We start from the raw sequence: 19,404 nt of genomic DNA on the forward strand, positions 1-19,404 counted from the left end.
GTGGCAGGCTGATCGACCATGTCGGAGATCGAGGGCGGCCAGATCACCCGCCTGCTGCCGATACTGCTCGCGGCAGGCGTGACGCTGGGCGGATGTGCCGCGCTCGACAACGACGCATCCACCGCACCCACCGTCGGCGGCACCAAGACGACGGTGGCCACGCCGCGCACGACGGCCACCGCGCCACCGCCCACCCCGTTGCCCACGGCTACCGAGGTGCCCCCGATCGGCGACGTCTCGCTGGAGCTGAAGAGCCGCGGGGACGTGGGCGAGATCATCGTCGACGGCACCGGCCGGACGCTCTACGTGTTCTCCCGCGACCAGCAGAACACGCCGACGTGCTACGACGCCTGCGCGCTGACGTGGCAGCCGCTGCTGGCCAAGGGTTCGCCCGTCAGCGGGCACGGACTGGACGCGGCGGCGGGCAAGACCGTCGAGCGCCGCGGCGGCGGCAAGCAGGTCACCTACAGGGGGCAACCGCTCTACACCTACGCGGGTGATCCCGACGACCGGTCGGCGAACGGCCAGGGCCTCGACCTCTTCGGCGGGCAGTGGCACGTGCTCGCCTCCGACGGCAGACCGCTGGCCTGACGCCGACCGCGCGGCACTCCCCGGGCGTGCGATGATCTTTACGCAAGCGTCCATTAATCGGGAGGAAGCGGTGAAGACTGCACACGCTACGCGGGCGGCCGTGGTCGCGTTGACGGCAGCAGCAGCTGCCGGCCTCTCACCGGCCGGTCCCGCCGCCGCCGACACCGCCGGCTACCTCCGGGAACTCGGTCCGCGATACGCCTTTTTGACCAGCGACCAACTGCTGCGCGCCGGCCAGGTGGTGTGTGCGGCCAGCGGCCGCGGCATCCCGTCGTCGGACACCGTCGCGACGCTGCAGCGTGACTTCGGCATCACCGTGCCCGCGGCCGCCGACATCATCGCCACCGCGAACACGGAACTGGGCTGCTGACCGCCTAACCCGTGTCCTCGCTCGACGCCGAGTTGGGGCCGGCCCCGTGGTGTGCGAGGGCGCCGGTGTTGTCGGTGAGGTGATCGAGGATCCCGGTGATCTCGAGGATCCGATCCAGATGCGCGGGTCGCTGGTCGAGGTGCAGGTGCACCCCCGCCAACGACGCCTGCCGGCGTACCTGCAGCAGGCCGGACAGGCCCGCGGAATCGCAGAACGACAAATCGGCGAAGTCGAGGCGGAGTTCCCGCAGGCGCGGGGCGCCCGAGAGCACGTGCGTTGCCGTGCGCACGAACTCGTCGGTGTTGAGGTGATCCAGATCCCCGGCGACGCGAAGGGTCGCCGAGCGGGGCGTCGTGTCCATCGTCATAGTCAGTTTCATGCGCGCTGTTCGGTCTTGGTGTCGTGGGCGGATAGGGCGGTACGTGCGGACTGCACGATGCGCTGGGTGCGTGGGAAGTCCCTGAGGAGGTCGCCCAGTACGTCCAGCGCGGAGTGAAGCGAGGTGGCCGGAACGCCGCGGGCGGCGAGGATCTCGGCGGTCCAGGTGACGAAGCCGGTGAACAGTTCGTCGTCGTCGGTGTAGAGCGCGGTGCCCAGGAAGTCGACGATGTGCGCGACGTCCTCGACGGTGTGCTGGCGCTGCAGGTCGTCGTAGTCCCGCATGGCCGGGTAGCGGTCCTCCAGCGCCGCCACGGTGTCGCGCACCAACTGCACCGCGTTCCCGCCGACCATCGTGTACTCCTGGTCGGCGAGGTGCGGCAGGTCGTCGATCGGTTGGTGCGTGGCCACGGTGTCCGGCCGCGTGAAGCCCCGCCCCAGCCAGTCGGCGGCGCTGCGGGCATCGGGGGCCCAGCCGTCGGCGCCGAGCAGTCGGGCGTACCGGCCGTCCACGCCGAACGCGGCACCGCCGGCCAACACGGCGACGCCGGCGGCCTGGCAGGCGGTGATGGCGGCGTGCGCGGTGGGCAGGTGGGTCGGGATGGAACACGACAGCGCGACGGCGTCGGGGCCGTGCTGATGCAGGTGCGCGATGAGGTGCGGGGTGGGGACCTGCGCCCCCAGGAAGTCGACGTCCCAGCCCCGCAGGCGCAGCACCTCGGCGAGCAGGCGGGCGGGCAGGGCGTGCCACTCGCCGTCGACGCAGGCCACCGTCACGCGGCCGGCCGTCGGCGCGGGCCTGCCGTCCGGGTGATGGGCCAGAGCGGCGATGACCCGGTCGTTGATGGCGGTCGCCGCATGCTCCTGGGCAACCGTGATGCGGTTGGCGGCCCACTCCGTGCCCACCCGACGCTGGGTCGGCGCGATGACCTCGAGCAGCACGTCCTCGGAGGTCATGCCCGCGTCGAGCGCCCCGAACGCGGCGGCGACCGCGGCGTACTCGTCGCGCTCCACCACCGCCTCCCAGAGACGTTCGCGCGCCACGGCGGTCCGCGGTTCGGTGTCCACGACCTGGTTGGTCACCCGGTGTACCTACCCGGCGTCCGACCGTCCACGGCGCTCAGCAGGCGACGCCGCGGTGCGGTGATCGCCACCACGGCCATGTCGTCGTGGGCGCGTCGGCCCACCCACTGCGAGGCCAGCATCATGACGCGTTCCACGACGGCCTCGGCCGGCATGCCTGCGCATTCGGTCAGCGCGGTCTGCAACCGCGGCTCCCCGAACATTCCGTCGCCGAGTGGGCCGCCGCGCGCCTCGGTGATGCCGTCGGTGTACAGCAGGCACGTCTCGCCCGCGGCGAGCGACGTCTCGAACGTCGTCGACCGCACCTCGGGCAGCACGCCCACCAACTGGCCGCGCGTATCGGCCTCCTCGACGGTGCCGTCGTTGCGCACGATCAACGGCGGCATGTGTCCGGCACTGGTGAGCCGCAGGTCGACGCGGCCGTCGCGGCTGATCACCGATGCCAGCACCAGCGTCGTGAACCGGGTGTGATGCGACGACAGCAGCGCGCTGTTCAGCAGGGTGAGCACGCCGGAGTGATCCTCGGCCAGGGGCGCCAGTGCCTGCAGCGTGTTGCGGATCTTGCCGGTGAGCACCGCCGCTTCGAGGCCCTTGTTGCACACGTCGCCCAGCACGATGAGCGTCTCGTCGTCCGGCGTCGCGGCGGGGTGCACGTCGTAGAAGTCGCCACCGATGAGTTCGTGATCCTCGGAGGCGCGGTAGCCGCCGGCGAGTTCGAAGCCGTGCACGCGGTGCAGCTGCGGGGGGAGCAGTTCGGCCATCAGCGTGCGCGTGATCGACCCCTGCTCGGCGTAGAGGCGGGCGGCCGACAGCGCGGCGCCGGCGCGTGCGGCGAACAGGCGGGCGAACAACTCCTCACCCTCGCTGAACGCCATGTGCGGCGTACGACGGAGCAGCACGAGCGCGCCCGCGGGCACCCCGTGGCCGGGCAGCGGGGTGATGGCGACCGAGCCCACGGTGCCGGCGACGTCCGCCGGCACCAGCCACTCCGGCAGCGTGTCCGGATCGATCCACCGCGACGGGACCGGCGGGAACCCGCGCAGGGCCTCGGCCAGACCGGCGACGGTCGACGGATCCACCTCGATGGTGCCGTGCTCGACGTCGCCGTCGGGTCCGCTGCACACCACGGGGAGCGTGCCGCCGCGGCCGGGCGCCACCACGATGGCCGCGTCCGCCAGATGCCGGGCCGCCATCCGCACGATGGCCTCCATGCAGCGGTCGACGTTGAGCGACGCCATCAGCACCGCCGACGCCTCGTCGAGGAACGTGGCACGCTCGCGCTCGCGGATCAACGCGTCCTGTGCGTCCCGCAGCAGTACGTCGGTGTCCTCGATGAGCCACCACGCCACGTCGCCGCTGGGCAACGCGGTGGGGCGAGCGTCGACGTCGTGGTCGGCGACGGCCCCGGAGGCCGTCGCGAACTCCGCATCGGGCGCCACGCAGCGGTCGTGAGCACCGGCCAGCCACGGTGGAACCGACTCGTGCAGTGTGGTCCCCGGAGCGGCATCGGGCAGCATCGATCTGGCCGACGTGCTCGACGCGCGGATGACACCACTGCGGTCGACGACGAGCACGGGGTGTGGAACCGTGGTCCAAGCGGCGCCGACGCGGTCGTCGACGACGACGGGTGCGTCCTCGCGCATCTCTGCCTCCTCGGACGGAACGTCCACGCGATCCGTCATCTGGTAGGCGTGCCCGCACTTCTCTTTACAGGTCAGCCCGGCGATCGCCTCGGACGGCGACGCCAATCGCTTCAGTCTATTACCCATTGCCGCGAATGGCCACGCGCCCCGGCAAAGGCTCCCGGCGACGCCGCGCCCGTTCAGCGCCTGCGGGGCGGGGTGGGCGCCGGCGGCCGTCTCGCCGGATGCGGGTGGTGGAACGGCCGGGTGGGCGATTCGGCCAACCCGCCGGCCAGCGGTCCGCGCATGCGCATGGTGGGTGCGGTCTCGACCGGAGCGGGCGGCGGCCCGAGCTTGGGGCGTACCACCTCCTGGTCGCGGTCCATCAGGATGCCACGGGCGATGCGCTCCAATGCGCCCTGCACCTGGAGGCGGTCCAGCTGACCGTCGAATTCTCCTGAGCTGGAAAGGGATTCGGTGATCCACCCGGCGATCACGTCGCGAGCCGCGCTGACCTCGAGCGCGCCGGAGGGCGTCAGGACGAACCGATCGCCGACGCGCTGGGCGAAGCCGTTGGCGACCACGCGGGCGAACGCAGGCTCGAGGATCTGACGGGGGATGCGCCGTTGATCGGCGACCGTGTCGATGCTCGCCGCACCCGCGAGCTGCGCGTGGTTGTAGATCTGGATGAGCGTCCACAGACTCGCACCGTCGAGCCGGCCCCGGCGGGCCCGCACCAGCGCATCGAGGTCGATGCCTCCGCTCCGGGCCAGCAACCGGCCGACCGCGATCTCCAGCAGCTTCTCCGGCGACTCGGTGGTGGGCATCCCGAACGCCTCGCCCATGTCGGTGCTACCGCTGGCCGCGGTGTCGCGGAGGGGCACCTGCTTGAGGAACAGGGCCAAGACGAAGCCCACGACGGCGACCGGTGCGGCGAACAGGAATACCTGGCTCAGGGCGTCGGCGTACGCGCCGACGATGGGTGCCGCAACCTGTGCGGGCAGCCGATGCAGCGCCTGCGGCGACGTCGCCGCCTCCGGCGGAGCGCCGCTGGCCAGCATGGCGGCGGGCAGCCGGTCGTCGAGGAAGTTGGAGAACAGCGAGCCGAAGATCGCCGCACCGAACGAGCTGCCGATGGTGCGGAAGAACGTCACCCCCGACGTGGCCACCCCCAGGTCCGAGAAGTCCACGGTGTTCTGCACCACCAGGACGAGCACCTGCATGCTGAGGCCGATGCCTGCGCCCAGTACCAGCAGGTAGAGCGACTGGAGCAGCGTCGACGTGCCCGGCTCCAGCTGAGCCAGCAGCACGAAGCCCACCGCCATGATCGCGGTACCGGCGATGGGGAAGATCTTGTACCTGCCGGTGCGGCCGACGATGACACCGCTGCTGAGCGAGGTGGCGAGCAGACCCGCCACCATGGGCAGCGTCCGCAATCCCGACTCGGTGGCGGAGACGCCGTCGACGAATTGCATGAACGTCGGCAAGAAGGTCAGGGCGCCCAGCATCGCGAACCCGACGACGAACGACAGCACGCAGCAGACTGCGAACACGGGGTTGGAGAACAGCCGGATGGGCAGGATGGGTTCGGCGGCGCGACGTTCGACGGCGACGAATGCGGCCAGCGCCGCCACCGATGCCACGAACAGGCCGATGATCATCGGCGAGGCCCACGCGTACGTGGTACCGCCCCAGCTGGTCGCGAGTGTCAGACCGGCGGCCCCGGCACCGATCAGCACGATGCCCGCGTAGTCCAGGACCGGCCGCGCGGTGCGCCCCAGTTCGGGGATCGCCACCGCCGCGATGCCGACGACCACGACCGCGATCGGCACGTTGATCCAGAACGCCCAGCGCCAACTGGCGTGATCGGTGAACAACCCGCCCAGCAGCGGCCCCACCACCGTCGTCACGCCGAACACCGCGCCCAGCGCGCCCTGGTAGCGCCCGCGTTCCCGCAGCGGGATCACCTCGCCGATGACGGCGACCGCGGTCACCGTGATCGCGCCGCCGCCGAGGCCCTGCAGCGCGCGCGCCGCCACCAGCATCTCCATGCTGTGGGCGAGACCGCACAGCACCGATCCGAGCAGGAACAGGATGATCGCCGCCTGGAAGACGCGCTTGCGGCCGAAGATGTCACCGAGCTTGCCCACGATCGCGGTGACGATCGTCGAGGCCAGCAGATAGCTGGTCACCACCCATGCCTGATGGCCGGCCCCACCGAGGTCGGCCACGACCGTCGGCAGCGCCGTCGCGACGATGGTCTGGTCCAGCGCAGCCAACAGCATGCCGAGGACCACGGCCAGGAAGACGAGGTTGCGCTGCCGCAGCGACATCTGCTCGACGGGCGACGGTCGCTCCGCCTGGGCGACGGGGGTGGTCATGGGCCTCCTCGGAAACGGACAACCCGTCTGGGATACCCGATTCGCCGCGGGCTACTCCAGCCGTGTCCGGCAGTAGTGCGCGAGCACCCGCACGTACGGCTCCAGGAGGGCCAGCTCCGTCGGGGGCCGGGCCGTACGGATGCGCGCGACGTGCCGCCGCGACCCGGTCCGGACCTGGACGACCAGCGTGGACCCGTCGTCGTCGACCTCAACGAGGTGCTCCGCCGTGGGCGGGGGTGCGCCGTCGGTGGGCGATCCGTCGGTGGGCAGGTCGTCCACCGACCAGTGCGTGGCGGCGGTGACGCGCGCGAGTGCGCCGGCCAGGATCGTCAGCGCGGCCCCGGCGTCGGCGGGGCCGCGCTCGTCGATGGCGGCCACGACGTCGGGTACCAGGTGGTCGAGTCCCCGCCTGCCGTAGCGGTCGTCGGTGCGCACCGGCGCCACCCCGAGCAGCGGCGCGCTGGTGCGCTTGGCCATCATCAGGGCGGCGTCGGCGGCGGCGAGTTGGTCGCGCCACGTCCCGGACCCCGACCACGGTGACGCCCCCCAGCCCAGCGTGAGGTCGGGACGCGGACCGGACCGCAGCAACCCCGCGACGTCGGCGATGTAGCGCTCGGCGTCCGCCATCGCCGATCGGGGCAGCACGACGCAGAACTCGTCGCCGCCGAGGCGGGCGACCATGGCGCCGTCGACGGTCGCCGCGACGGCGTGCAGTGCATCGGAGACCGAGCACAGCACGGCGTCGCCCGCGGGATGCCCGGCGCTGTCGTTGATCAGCTTGAACCCGTCGACGTCGCAGATCAGCATCACCGGAGCGGCGGTGGCCCACGCGATGGCGTCGAAGTACGCCTCCATGGCGCGGCGGTTCGCGGCGCCGGTCAGCGGATCCTGATGGGCGTGCCGCCACGCCGTGCTGAACAGCTCGGTGCGGCCCAGGGCGACGGCGGTCTGCGCGGCGACCGCCTGCAGCAGTTGGACGTCGTCGGCGCCGAAGCGGCGCGGGCCCACGCTCGTCGCCCACAGCTCGCCCCACATGGCGTCGCCGTGCATGATCGCCACCGCCACCTCGGCGTCCTTGCCGAGCCTGCGCAGCAGCGACACCGAGGCCGGATGTGCGTCGGGATCGTCGACGGCCGACGCGTACGGCAGGCCGTGCTGCAGCAGCCGGCAGACGTGCCGATCGCCGGTGATCGGATAGGTCTCGTCCAGCGGCCAGCGCTGTTCGCCGGGACCGAGGTCGCCGACGTTGATCAACGTTCGCAGGACGTCCTCGCCCCGCTCCCAGCGGCTGATCGACAGGGACGCGGCGCGCAGGCTGATGCAGGCCTCGTCGGCGATGACCTCGAGTGCCTCGTCGAAGTAGTTGGCACAGGACACCGCATGGGAGATCCGCAGCAGGCTGCGCAGGATCGGAAGGTCGTCGAACGGCTCCGTGTCCGGCGCCGTTCCGCCCGCCGCAGGCGGCGGCGGATACCCCTCCGCGGGCCGGGTCCGGCCCCGAAGCGTTCCCTCGGTCAAGCCCCCCACCTCATACGTCGTGATGCGTCTCCCCGGGTCGAGATCTTACGCGGTCGGGGCGGTGCTCGATGATCGGATCAATCGATGTGGGCGACAGCGGCTTTGGCGCCGTGCCCGGCGCCGCGTCCGGGCGGTGACCCGATAACGATTGGGCTCCCGATCGGTCACGACGCGCCTGCCACGAGGCGGCGCACCCCGTGGCCTACCTACGTTCGGAAGGTGCGTCGCCGAACCGCCCTCCAACTGCCTCTGCTCCTGGCCGCAGGGGCGGCGCTGGCCCCTGCCCCGACGGCTCCGGCGGCCCCGGCGGCACCCGCGCGCTGGACCGCCGACCAGGCCAACGCGTGGTATCGGGCGCAGGGCTGGTTGGTCGGTGCGAACTACGTGCCCGCGACCGCGAGCAACCAGATCGAGATGTTCCAGGCGGGCACCTACGACCCCCGGCGCATCGACGGTGAACTCCAGCTGGCGCGCCAGGTCGGGTTCAACACCATGCGGGTGTTCCTGCACGACCAGCTGTGGGCGCAGGATCGGGCGGGCTTCCTGCGGCGACTGGCGCAGTTCGTCGGCATCGCGGCCAGCCGCGGGATCAAGCCGATGTTCGTGTTCTTCGATTCGTGCTGGGACCCCCACCCGAAGCTGGGACCGCAGCGCGCGCCCACGCCAGGCGTGCACAACTCGGGCTGGGTGCAGAGTCCCGGCGCCGACCACGTCGACGATCCGAACTACCTGCCGGTGCTGCGCGACTACGTCACCGGCGTCATCGGCGCGTTCCGCACCGACCCCAGGGTCTTGGGCTGGGATCTGTGGAACGAGCCGGACAACCCGGCCAAGCAGTACCGCAGCACCGAGCGTGCGGACAAGCTGACGGTGGTGGGCAAACTGTTGCCGCAGGTGTTCGAGTGGGCCCGAGCGGTGAACCCGGCGCAACCGCTGACGAGCGGTGTCTGGCAGGGGTCCTGGAAGAACCCCGCCGATCGCAGTGCCATCGCGGCCACGCAGCTCGACAACTCCGACGTGATCACCTTCCACAGCTACGCCAAGCCCGACGACTTCGAGGAGCGGATCGACGAGCTGGCCCCGCTCGGCCGCCCCATCATCTGCACCGAGTACCTGGCGCGCGGGCAGGGCAGCACGATCGAGGGGATCCTGCCGATCGCCAAACGGCGCGGCGTCGGGGTCTACAACTGGGGCTTCGTCGCCGGCCGCACGCAGACCTACCTGCCCTGGGATTCCTGGGATCACCCGTACAAGGGGGCGCCGGACCCGTGGTTCCACGACCTGCTGCGTCCGGACGGCAGGGCCTATCGACCGGCCGAGATCCAGACCATCCAGACGCTCACCGGAAGCGGCGGCGCAGCCTGAGGTTTCGAACGTCTGTTCGCCCGGGTATGGGTGTCGGTGGAGGTGATCGCGATGACTGACCGCGACGACGTCGACCAGGCGCCGAACGAGAATCCCGAGAAGGACCCATCGGATTGGGTGACCGGGGACGAACCGATGACGGGTCCCCAGCGCAGCTATCTGCACACGCTGGCGCAGGAGGCCGGTAGGGAGGTGCCCGACGAGCTGACGAAGGCCGAGGCATCCACCCTGATCGACGAGCTGCAGGACACCACCGGGCGGGGCTGAGCCAAGGGTTCACCGGGTGGTCGGCGGCAGTTGGGCGTGCCACCCGGCGCCGCCGACGGTCGTGGAGCACCATCGTCGTCGTGGGCACTCGACGTAGGACCGCACCCGACGACGTTCCCGGCACCGGCATTCCCGCCCAGTTGGCCGGGTACATGACGATGGCCGAACGGTACGACTGGCACCGGCAGTACGTGCGGCGCCACCGGGTGTCGCGGCGGACGTTCCTCACCGCCTCGGCAGCGCTGGCCGCCATCGCCGGCGTCGGCACGTCCCCGTTCGGTCGTCGCGCGTACGCCGCCGACGCGCCGCTGGAGGTCGCCAACCGGCGCGTCGGGTTCGGGCCGGACGCAGCACGTCAGCTCCGGATGTCGGCGCAGCTGTCCCGGAATCCCGGCGCGGCCAAGGTGTTCCTGGACCACGGGCCCACGCCGGCGCTGGGCGCCACCGTGGAGGCCGAGGTGCGCAACCTGGTCACGCAGCTCCCCGACACCGGCGGGGGCGTGCTGGGGGCCGAACAGTTCTACGTGCACGCCCCCGTCGACGGGTTGGCCGGCCGTACTCCGCACTTCTATCGGTGGCGCACCGCCGACGGCTACACCACGGAGGTGACCTCGGCGGCCACGGCCATGCCCAGCACGCGCGCGGACCTGAGGCCGTTCCGGTTCACGATGCTCGGCGATCAGGGCACCGACGAAACACCTTCTCAGCCGCCGGGTTTGAGACCCGGTGACTACGACGACGCGTACTACGAGCCCGGCGACGACCCCGGCGTGCGACACGCGTCCAACGTGCTGAACCAGATCGTCGCCTCGCGGCCGGACTTCCACGTCCTGGCCGGTGACATCGCCTACGCGGACACCTCGGGGGCGGGCAAGCCGGGGACGTTCGTGCCGGGAAGGTCCCAGGCGCCCAGGGGTTTCGACCGCTTCAACCCCTACGTGTGGGACGTGTATTTCAATGCGATCGAACGTAGCGCGGCAGGCACACCCTGGATGTTCGCCACCGGGAACCACGACATGGAGGCCGCGTACCCGGTGCACGGCTACGGTGGCCACCTTGCGCGCCTGGACTTTCCCGGAAATGGGCCGAAGAACTGCCCTTCGGTGTACTCGTTCACCTACGGCAACGTCGCGGTGCTGTCGCTGGACGCCAACGACGTCAGCTACGAGATCACCGCCAACACCGGGTATTCCGCGGGTGCGCAGAACGATTGGGTGCAGCGCACGCTGGCGGCCCACCGGGCGGATCCGAACGTGGACTTCATCGTCTGCTTCTTCCACCACTGTGCGTACTCGACCACGGACGCACACGCCAGCGACGGGGGCGTGCGCGCGGCGTGGGCCGACCTGTTCGACCGCCATCGCGTGGACCTGGTACTGCAAGGCCACAATCACGTGTTCGAGCGCACCGACCCGGTGCGCGGCGGCAGTCCGACGCGAATCGCCGCCGACAACGACGTGGTGTACCCCGAGACCGACGGCACCGTCTACTACACGGTGGGCTCGGGTGGCCGGCCGCGGTACGGCTTCCAGCCGGGTGAGCTGCAGAGCTACCGCGGCCACCAGATCGAGGACACCTACGTCCCGAACAGTTACGTCTGGGACGCCCACGGAGACAAGCAACCCGAGGGCGTGGCCTGGTCGCGCGTACGGTTCCGCGACTATGCGTTCCTCCGCGTCGACGTCCGCCCCGGCCGGCTGATGAGCGAGATGGACGTGGTCGCCGTCGACGAGTACGGCACCGAGATCGACAAGCTCACCTACCGTCGCCAGGTGGGGGCGTGACTCGCGGACCTGGTGTAGCCGCGCGCCACGCGGGTAGTCCTGCCGGCGACCGATTCGACAGGCTGGAGGACGACATGGCAAGTGGTGTGGCAACGGTATGGGTGCCGGTCGACGACATGGCCCGCGCGGTGAAGTTCTACGGCGAGGTATTGGGGATCCCCGTCAAGAACGAGGGCGAGGACTGGACCGAATTGAACGCCGGCGGGGTCACCATCGGGCTCAACGCTCGGGAGGGCACCCACCGCGGCGGCAGCACCGGTGGCGCGGTGCTGACCTTCCACCCCGACGGGGATCTGTTCGACGAGGTGGTGCGGCTGACCGACGCCGGGGTGGAGTTCGCCGGGGACGTGGCCCAGCACCCGTGGGGCAAGATCGCCACGTTCAAGGACACCGAGGGCAACGACCTGCAGTTGTTCGAGGGCCCGAGCGAATAGTCGGCGGCTCAGCTGGGCCAGGGCTGCTCGTTGCGCTCGCGGCGCGCGAGTTCTGCGGCGCGGTCCCTGGCCCAGAAGTCCTCGAAACGCTGTCCCGGACGAGCGCCGGGCACACGATCGAGCAACGTGCTCAACCATCTTGGAGGCGTGGCCGGGTCGTATTGCGGGACGACGGTTCCCAGCGCGAACAGCGAGCGCAGGACGACGAAGGTTCCGAAGAACGCTGCCGATGCCTCGGTCAGCGCGATGCCGACGAAGCCGACGAGGATCGTCACGTGCACGACGATCACCCGCCCCACGCCACGCGTGGCCATCTCCTCGACCGCACCGAACGTCCACCGGCGCAGGCTCGTCAGGTCGAGGAGGAAGTCCACGACCAGAAACGCCAGCACGGCGGCGCATCCCGCGCCAACGCCGCGCCAGTCGACGGTGGCGAGATCGGCAACGCGGTTCTGCCGCAGTAGCACCAGCACCGCGCCGAGGAAGACGGCGTGGGCGGCAGAGAAGCTCAGGGCGACGAGCAAGAAGCCCGAGACGAACGTAGTTCGCCGGGAGCGATCCTCTCGCGCGCGGTAGTCGAAGTGGCCGCGACGGGGATTCCACCGGCGGTGCAGCATCGCGCGCCCGGCGACCAGCAGGCACCCCGCGACGGTCTCGAACCAGTAGACGACCAGGGTGGTGGCGCCCGACCAGTCGCCGACGAACCAGCCGACCAGGGGAACGGCGACGACGCCGAGTGCGGCCGTCACGTGCCACGGCCGAGAGGCCGTCGGGCGGTCTCCGCCCTTGGTCGCGTCGTCGGTCATCGCACCACCTCTGCGGGCATTGTGGCACCACCGGCACGCGCCGTGCGCCGAAGTGGTTAGATCGTCTTATCTGATCGGCCATGCAGAGGAGTGCGAGCGCATGAGGAACCGTCGACCGCAGAGGTTGTGGAGATCTGCCGTTGCCACCTTCGCCATCGCGGGCGGGTTGGCCACGGGCGTGCTGAGCGCCGCCGCGGCGCACGCCGAGCCCGCGCCGCCGCCGTGGCCCCCGGGCTACCCGGCCGGTGACCCGCCGCCCCCCAACGCGCCGAAGAAGCCGCCGCAGCCCCGGTGGGCTCCGAACACGCCGGTCGTCTGGGAGCAGCTCGGCTATCGCTGGGGCATGTGGATCAACGGTTCCTTCCTGCCGCTGTACTGAGGTTTCAGCCGGCCATCCGTCTCCCGCGGAGGCGGCTTGACGTGTCCGAAAGTTTCGGTGGCACAGGCGTACTCGGCAACCGGCACGGAGTCGCCGGGCGACGCGCGGCGTGACCTGCGCGACTAGTGGTCACCGAACGCAGTGGCTACACTCGGACGCGCCGTAGGGCAGGGGCGCGTCTCAGGACGACGACGCGCCGCAGTAGACGTCGTGGGTCGGTTCTGCGCAGGGACGTGTCATCGTCGCGCGCCGATGTGGGGCGACGTCGGCGATGGTCCGCGGTGTGCATTCAGCAGCCGAGCCGCAGAGGATCGACACTTGCCACGCATCCCCACGCAGACCACCGCCTCCGAGATCAAGACCGGCCTGCACCGCCGCACCGCTTTGAAGCTACCGGTGCTCCTCACCGCGGCCGCGGGCCTGTCGACCATGCCGGTGGCATCGGCGAAGTCCACTCGGTGGTCGGAGGATCGCGCCGCCCGCTGGTATCGCGAACACGGCTGGGTGGTCGGGGCGAACTTCATCCCCTCCAACGCCGTCAACCAGTTCGAGATGTTCCAGCCGGACACCTACGACCCCAAGCGCATCGACACCGAGCTGCGCATGGCGCGCCGCGTCGGGCTCAACGCGGTGCGCGTATTCCTCCACGACCAGCTGTGGCTGCAGGACCGGGCGGGCTTCCACCGGCGGCTGGCCCAGTTCGTCGCCATCGCCGCGCGGCATCGCATCAAGCCGTTGTTCGTCTTCTTCGACTCGTGCTGGGACCCGCACCCCAAGCTGGGGCGCCAGGCCGCGCCACGCGCCGGGATCCACAACTCGCGGTGGGTGCAGAGTCCCGGTGCCGAGCGCCTCGACGATCGTTACTACCGGCAGGTCATGCAGGACTACGTCACCGCGGTGATGACCCAATTCCGGTACGACGAACGGGTGTTGGGCTGGGACCTGTGGAACGAACCGGACAACCCGGCGCCTCAGTACCGCGCCGTCGAACGCTCCGACAAGATCGACCTGGTGGCCACGCTGCTGCCCCAGGTGTTCCGGTGGGCCCGCTCGATCAACGCCATCCAGCCCCTCACCAGCGGGGTGTGGGACGGGCCGTGGGGAGATCCGGCGACCCGCAGCGAGATGGTGCGCATCCAACTCGACAACTCCGACGTGGTGACGTTCCACAGTTACGCCAACCCCGCCGAGTTCGAGAGCCGGCTCGCCGAGCTGGCCCCGCAACGCAGGCCCATGATGTGCACCGAATACCTGGCACGCACCCTGGACAGCACCGTGGCCGGCATCCTGCCAGTGGCGAAGCGGCGCAACGTGGGAGCGTTCAGCTGGGGCTTCGTGGCCGGCAAGACGCAAACGTACCTGCCGTGGGACTCCTGGGAGCGGCCCTACCTCGACCCGCCCCAGGAGTGGTTCCACGACCTGCTCCTCCCCGACGGGCAGCCCTACCGGGTCGACGAGGCGCAGACGATCCGTCGCCTCACCGGGCCGCCGGTGCCGAAGTGACCGGCTACCCGGCGGCCTGCGCCATGGGCTGCGGTGCGGGAGCCGGCTTGGGAGCAGTGCCGCCGGCGGGGAGCTTGCCGACGACGTAGTCGGCCGCCTGATCGGTGAGTCCGCGGGCGATGTAGGAGCCGTGGGCACCGTTGTCACCGCCGGTGGGCGAGCACACCGGATCCTCGGGGATGCACACGTCGGTGGTCTTGGCCGCGTAGCGCGAGCCGACCGTGATCGGGGGTGCGCCGGTGTAGATCATCTGCAGGAACCCGCTGGACGGCTTGCCGAACAGCGCGACGGCGGCGACGTGATCGGACACCTCCGGCGGCATGGGTCCCGTGATGCCCGCGGGTGGGGTCCACCCGTCGGGCACCTTGTCGGCGGTGATGTAGGCCGCGACCGCCGCGCCCTGCGAGTAGCCACCCAGCACCACCTTGGTGTTCGGACATTGCGCGGCCGTGGCGCGCACCTCGTTGCTGGCGTCGATGACACCGTCGGCTGCGGTCGCGAAGTCCAGCGAGGCGGGGTAGTTCACGGCGTAGACGTCGACCGACTTCTCGGGTGCGCGCGCCCGCAACGCGTCGACGAACGCCTGGCCCGTGGCGCCCACGCCCGCGGGTTCGAACGTGCCGCGGGCGAACACCACCCGGACGTCCGGGCAGGGCGCCGCGGCCGGAGCCGGCGGGCCGGGGGGTGGCGCGGGTTCCGCTCCCGCCGCGGGTGAGCCGACGAGCGCCGCCCCCGCCACCGTCATCGCCACTGGTGCTACCGCCAACCAACGTGCCAACGTCATCTTCTCGACCCAATCCATCTCAACGTTGCGTATCCGGCATCTCCTCGGGCGTCGTTGCCCCGAAGGACGGTCAGCGGTTACCCGGGTCGGCCACCGCCAAACCGCAATTGCTTAGATCGTATCGGTATTTTTCCGGGCGCGGCGGCGCGGTCGATGTCCCACCAGCTCAGCACGGTGATCGGGTGCGCATCCGAGGGTCGGGCGGCAGTGTCGCGCCGACGTCGCGCCGACGGCCGTGCAGGTGTCCCGGGCCGTTATGGTGGCCCGTGGTGAAGGAGGTCGCGATGGACGGGCGGCAATTCTGGGACGACGCGACCGCACACGTGGTGCGGTACGGGGCGGCGTTCGTGCCGAGGATCATCGAGCGGGCCCGGGGGTGCTACGTCTACGACGACGCGGGTGCGGCGATCCTGGACTTCACCTCGGGTCAGATGAGTGCGGTGCTGGGACACGCGCACCCCGACGTGGTGGCCACGGTGTCGGAGGCGATCGCCACGCTCGACCACACCTACAGCGGCATGCTGACGCCCCCGGTGGTCGAGGTGTCGCGGATGCTCGCCGAGACCTTGCCCGCCGAGCTGTCCAAGGTGTTGCTGCTCACCACGGGCGCGGAGTCCAACGAGGCGGCCATCAAGATGGCCAAGCTCTACACCGGCAAGTTCGAGATCGTCTCGTTCGACCGGTCCTGGCACGGCATGACGTCGGGTGCGGCGTCGGCGACGTTCAGCGCGGGTCGCCGCGGCCACGGTCCGCCCATGCCGGGCAACCTGGTGCTGCCCACGCCGAACGCCTACCGCTCGCCGTTCCGCCGTCCCGACGGCAGTCACGACTGGGAGGCCGAACTGGAGTACGGCTTCGCCGGCGTCGACGCGCAGTCGTGCGGCAGCCTGGCGGCGTGCCTCGTCGAGCCCATCCTGTCCTCGGGAGGCATCGGTCGAGCTGCCCGTCGGATACCTGCGCCGGCTGCGCGAGCTGTGCACCGAACGCGGCATGCTGTTGATCCTCGACGAGGCGCAGACCGGGCTGGGACGGACCGGCTCGATGTATGCCTTCGAGCGCGACGGCGTGACGCCCGACCTGCTGACCCTCTCCAAGACGTTGGGAGCGGGCCTGCCCGTGGCCGCCGTGGTGACCAGCGAGGAGATCGAATCCCGCTGTCACGAACGGGGTTTCCTGTTCTTCACCACTCACGTGTCCGATCCGCTGGCTGCCGCGGTGGCGCGCACGGTGCTCACCGTGGTGCAGCGCGACGGCCTGGTGGCCCGGGCCGCCGCCCTTGGGGGACGGCTCACCGCGCGGCTCGAGGACCTGCGCGCGCGGTACGACCAGGTGGGTGACGTACGCGGGCGAGGTCTGCTGCAGGGGTTGGAACTGGTGACGGACGAGGAACGCAAGACGCCCGCCGACGAACTCGGCGCCGCGGTCACCGCGGAGTGCCTGCGGCGCGGGCTGCACGTGAACATCGTGCAATTGCCCGGCATGGGCGGCATCTTCCGCATCGCGCCGCCGCTGACGATCACCGATGCCGAACTCGACGCCGGCCTCGACATCCTCGACGACGCGCTGCAGGCGGTCCTGAAACGCTAGCCGGTCAGTCCATGCGGCCTGCGTCGACGACGCGCAGCACCGGGGCGCCCTCCTCGTCGGAGGCCTCGAGGTCCACCTCGACGTCGATGCCCCAGTCGCGGTCGCCCGCGGGGTCGTCGAACACCTGCCGCACGCGCCACGTCGTGGGACCCCGGTCGAACAGCAGCAGCGCCGGGCCGCGGGCGTCGGGACCCGTGCCCACGTCGTCGTGCTCGTCGAAGTAGGCCTGCCCCACGGCTTCCCAGCGCGCACCGTCCCATCCGGCGCTGCGGTCCAACTCGCCCAGTTCGTCCCAGCGGCGCCTGGCGAACGCCTCGACCCGACGGAACAGCGCGTTGCGGACCATCGCGGTGAAGGCCCGCTCGTTGCCGGTCAACGGCCGCGGCCGCGTGGGCACCGCCACGGGCACGTCGGCGGGCTGGTCGGGGCTGGTCAGCTGCTCCCACTCGTCGAGCAGACTCGAATCCACCTGGCGCACCAGCTCACCCAACCACTCCACGACGTCGACGACCTCGTCGGTGCGGGCCTGCGCCGGCACCCCGGACCGCAGCGCCTTGTAGGCGTCGGACAGGTAGCGCAGGACCGCCCCCTCGGTGCGCGTCAGTCCGTACGCGCTGACGTACTCGCGAAACGTCAGGCCCCGCTCCCACATCTCGCGTACCACCGACTTGGGGGAGGGGCGTCCGTCGGCGGCCCACGGGTTGGTCTGGCAGTACACCTCGAACGCGTGCTCCAGCAGGTCCCGCAGCGGCTGAGGATGGGTGATCTCGTCGAGCAGCTCGATGCGTTCGTCGTACTCGATGCCGTCGGCCTTCATCTGCGCGACGGCCTCGCCCCTGGCCTTCGACAGCTGCGCGGCCAGGATCTGGCGTGGGTCTTCCAGCGTGGCCTCGATCACCGACACCACGTCCAGGGCGAACGTCTCCGATTCCGGGTCCAGGGTCTCCACGACCGCGAGCGCGAACGTCGACAGCGGCTGGTTCAGCGCGAAATTCGGTGGGAGGTCGACGGTGAGCCGGTAGGTCGAGGCCTGCGCCGTGGTCCCGTCGGCAGCCACCCGTTCCAGCACGCCGGCCTGCAGCAGTGACCGCGCGATGCCGACCGCCTCGCGGATGTGGCGCAGCTGACGCTTACGGGGTTCGTGGTTGTCCGTGAGGAGGCGGCGCATGGCCAGGCAGGGGTCGCCCGGCCGGTCGACGACGTCGAGGATCATCGCCGTGGTGACGCGCATGTTGCTGGTCAAGGGCTCCGGCGGCGCGGCGACGAGCCGGGTCATGGTTGCCTCGTTCCACGGGACCATGCCTTCCGGAGCCTTGCGGCGCACCAACTTTCGCCGCTTCTTCGGGTCGTCGGCCACCTTGGCGAACTGCTTGAGGTTCTCCACTTCGTGGTCGGGGGCCTGCACCACCACCGTGCCGGCCGTGTCGTATCCCGCCCGGCCGGCGCGCCCGGCGATCTGGTGGAACTCGCGGGCGTTGAGCAGCCGGGTGCGGGTGCCGTCGTACTTCGACAGCGCCGAGAACACCACGGTGCGGATGGGGACGTTGATGCCGACGCCGAGGGTGTCGGTGCCGCAGATGACCTTCAACAACCCGGCTTGGGCGAGTTGCTCCACCAACCGCCGATACTTTGGCAGCATGCCCGCGTGGTGCACCCCGATGCCATGGCGGACCAGCCGCGACAGCGCAGTGCCGAACGCCGTCGAGAACCGGAAGGCGCCGATGGCGTCGCGGATCTCGGCCTTCTGCTCCTTGCTCGCCACGTTGACGCTCATCAACGCCTGGGCGCGCTCGAGCGCGGACGCCTGGGTGAAGTGCACGACGTAGATCGGCGCCTGCGACGTGTCCAGGAGATCGGAGATGGTCTCGTGCATCGGCGTGGTGGCGTAGGAGTAGAACAGCGGCACGGGACGCTCCGCGCCCGCCACCAGCGCGGTGGGCCGGCCCGTGCGCCGCGTCAGGTCCTCGCGGAGGAACGTGACGTCGCCGAGAGTGGCCGACATCAACAGGAATTGGGCGCGGGGCAGCTCCAGCAGCGGCACCTGCCACGCCCAGCCGCGGTCGGGGTCGCCGTAGAAGTGGAACTCGTCCATGACCACCAACCCGGCGTCGGCCTCGGCGCCCTCGCGCAACGCGACGTTGGCGAGGATCTCGGCCGTGCACGCGATGATCGGGGCGTCGGCGTTCACCGACGCGTCGCCGGTGAGCATGCCGACGTTGACGGCGCCGAAGACGTCGCACAGGGCGAAGAACTTCTCGCTGACGAGCGCCTTGATGGGTGCGGTGTAGTAGCTACGACGGCCCGCGGCCAGCGCGGCGTACTGCGCTCCCGTCGCCACCAGGGACTTGCCGGATCCGGTGGGTGTCGCCAGGACCACGTTGGCCCCGCTGACCACCTCGATCAGCGCTTCCTCCTGGGCCGGGTAGAGCGCGGTGCCGCGGTCCTGCGCCCAGTCGGCGAACGCGGCGAACAGGCCGTCGGGGTCGTCGCCCTGGGATCGCAGTGCGGAGAGGTCGGCGGGGTCGGCGAGCAGGGGGCGGGCGGTCATGTCG

At 70.7% G+C, this 19,404-nt stretch carries 16 protein-coding genes and 1 pseudogene; 9 read left to right on the forward strand and 8 right to left on the reverse strand.

The window, feature by feature from the left end:
- The first annotated feature begins 18 nt into the window (after positions 1-18).
- Positions 19-591, forward strand: coding sequence for a COG4315 family predicted lipoprotein (locus tag AC30CM_RS05250; RefSeq protein WP_490115775.1), 573 nt, complete (start codon positions 19-21; stop codon positions 589-591).
- Between the two features lie 70 nt (positions 592-661).
- Positions 662-961, forward strand: a complete 300-nt coding sequence (locus tag AC30CM_RS05255) for a DUF732 domain-containing protein (RefSeq protein WP_490115776.1) — start codon at positions 662-664, stop codon at positions 959-961.
- Positions 962-965: 4 nt separating this feature from the next.
- Here the strand turns inward: AC30CM_RS05255 and AC30CM_RS05260 are convergent, their stop codons facing one another.
- The 5 genes from AC30CM_RS05260 to AC30CM_RS05280 all read right to left on the reverse strand — a co-directional run bounded on the left by AC30CM_RS05260 (position 966) and on the right by AC30CM_RS05280 (position 7,943).
- Positions 966-1,328 carry an STAS domain-containing protein gene (locus tag AC30CM_RS05260; protein ID WP_490115777.1) on the reverse strand — a complete coding sequence of 121 codons (363 nt, stop codon included), beginning with the start codon at positions 1,326-1,328 and terminating at the stop codon, positions 966-968.
- An 8-nt stretch (positions 1,329-1,336) separates the two neighbouring features.
- Entirely contained in the window at positions 1,337-2,422 is a 1,086-nt protein-coding gene (locus AC30CM_RS05265; protein WP_490115778.1) for a cobalamin B12-binding domain-containing protein, read from the reverse strand.
- Positions 2,419-4,065 (reverse strand): PP2C family protein-serine/threonine phosphatase, encoded by a 1,647-nt coding sequence (locus AC30CM_RS05270; protein ID WP_490115871.1) that lies wholly within the window; start codon positions 4,063-4,065, stop codon positions 2,419-2,421. Before AC30CM_RS05270 ends, AC30CM_RS05265 begins: the two co-directional genes overlap by 4 nt.
- A 179-nt stretch (positions 4,066-4,244) precedes the next feature.
- Entirely contained in the window at positions 4,245-6,425 is a 2,181-nt protein-coding gene (locus AC30CM_RS05275; protein ID WP_490115779.1) for an MDR family MFS transporter, read from the reverse strand.
- A gap of 51 nt (positions 6,426-6,476) precedes the next feature.
- On the reverse strand, positions 6,477-7,943 hold the full coding sequence (locus AC30CM_RS05280) for a GGDEF domain-containing protein (protein WP_490115780.1): 1,467 nt from the start codon (positions 7,941-7,943) through the stop codon (positions 6,477-6,479).
- 219 nt (positions 7,944-8,162) lie between these two features.
- Between AC30CM_RS05280 and AC30CM_RS05285 the strand changes: the two genes are divergently transcribed.
- The 4 genes from AC30CM_RS05285 to AC30CM_RS05300 all read left to right on the forward strand — a co-directional run bounded on the left by AC30CM_RS05285 (position 8,163) and on the right by AC30CM_RS05300 (position 11,793).
- Complete coding sequence (locus AC30CM_RS05285; protein WP_490115781.1) at positions 8,163-9,308, forward strand: cellulase family glycosylhydrolase; 1,146 nt, start codon at positions 8,163-8,165, stop codon at positions 9,306-9,308.
- 51 nt (positions 9,309-9,359) lie between these two features.
- On the forward strand, positions 9,360-9,575 hold the full coding sequence (locus tag AC30CM_RS05290; protein WP_490115782.1) for a DUF3072 domain-containing protein: 216 nt from the start codon (positions 9,360-9,362) through the stop codon (positions 9,573-9,575).
- Between the two features lie 152 nt (positions 9,576-9,727).
- Complete coding sequence (locus AC30CM_RS05295; protein ID WP_490115872.1) at positions 9,728-11,359, forward strand: metallophosphoesterase; 1,632 nt, start codon at positions 9,728-9,730, stop codon at positions 11,357-11,359.
- Positions 11,360-11,433: 74 nt separating this feature from the next.
- On the forward strand, positions 11,434-11,793 hold the full coding sequence (locus AC30CM_RS05300; protein ID WP_490115783.1) for a VOC family protein: 360 nt from the start codon (positions 11,434-11,436) through the stop codon (positions 11,791-11,793).
- Between the two features lie 8 nt (positions 11,794-11,801).
- Here AC30CM_RS05300 and AC30CM_RS05305 read toward each other — a convergent pair whose 3' ends face one another.
- A complete protein-coding gene (locus AC30CM_RS05305; protein ID WP_490115784.1) occupies positions 11,802-12,599 on the reverse strand; it encodes a DUF6498-containing protein in 798 nt (265 codons plus the stop codon).
- Between the two features lie 100 nt (positions 12,600-12,699).
- Here AC30CM_RS05305 and AC30CM_RS05310 point away from each other — a divergent pair, with 100 nt between their 5' ends.
- Positions 12,700-12,978: a hypothetical protein gene (locus AC30CM_RS05310; RefSeq protein WP_490115785.1), complete on the forward strand. Its 279-nt coding sequence runs from the start codon at positions 12,700-12,702 to the stop codon at positions 12,976-12,978.
- Between the two features lie 366 nt (positions 12,979-13,344).
- Positions 13,345-14,481 (forward strand): glycoside hydrolase 5 family protein, encoded by a 1,137-nt coding sequence (locus AC30CM_RS05315; RefSeq protein WP_490115873.1) that lies wholly within the window; start codon positions 13,345-13,347, stop codon positions 14,479-14,481.
- Between the two features lie 4 nt (positions 14,482-14,485).
- On the opposite strand, the gene AC30CM_RS05320 is transcribed toward AC30CM_RS05315, so the two are convergent.
- The gene (locus AC30CM_RS05320; protein ID WP_490115874.1) at positions 14,486-15,226 is read right to left on the reverse strand and encodes a cutinase family protein; all 741 of its coding nucleotides are present in this window, start codon (positions 15,224-15,226) and stop codon (positions 14,486-14,488) included.
- A 323-nt stretch (positions 15,227-15,549) separates the two neighbouring features.
- Between AC30CM_RS05320 and AC30CM_RS05325 the strand changes: the two are divergent.
- Positions 15,550-16,852 (forward strand): annotated as a pseudogene (locus tag AC30CM_RS05325) (aspartate aminotransferase family protein).
- Positions 16,853-16,856: 4 nt separating this feature from the next.
- Here the strand turns inward: AC30CM_RS05325 and AC30CM_RS05330 are convergent.
- Entirely contained in the window at positions 16,857-19,400 is a 2,544-nt protein-coding gene (locus AC30CM_RS05330; RefSeq protein ID WP_490115786.1) for a DEAD/DEAH box helicase, read from the reverse strand.
- Positions 19,401-19,404 lie beyond the last annotated feature (4 nt).

Source organism: Mycobacterium sp. DHQP2018-32-09, assembly GCF_058148405.1.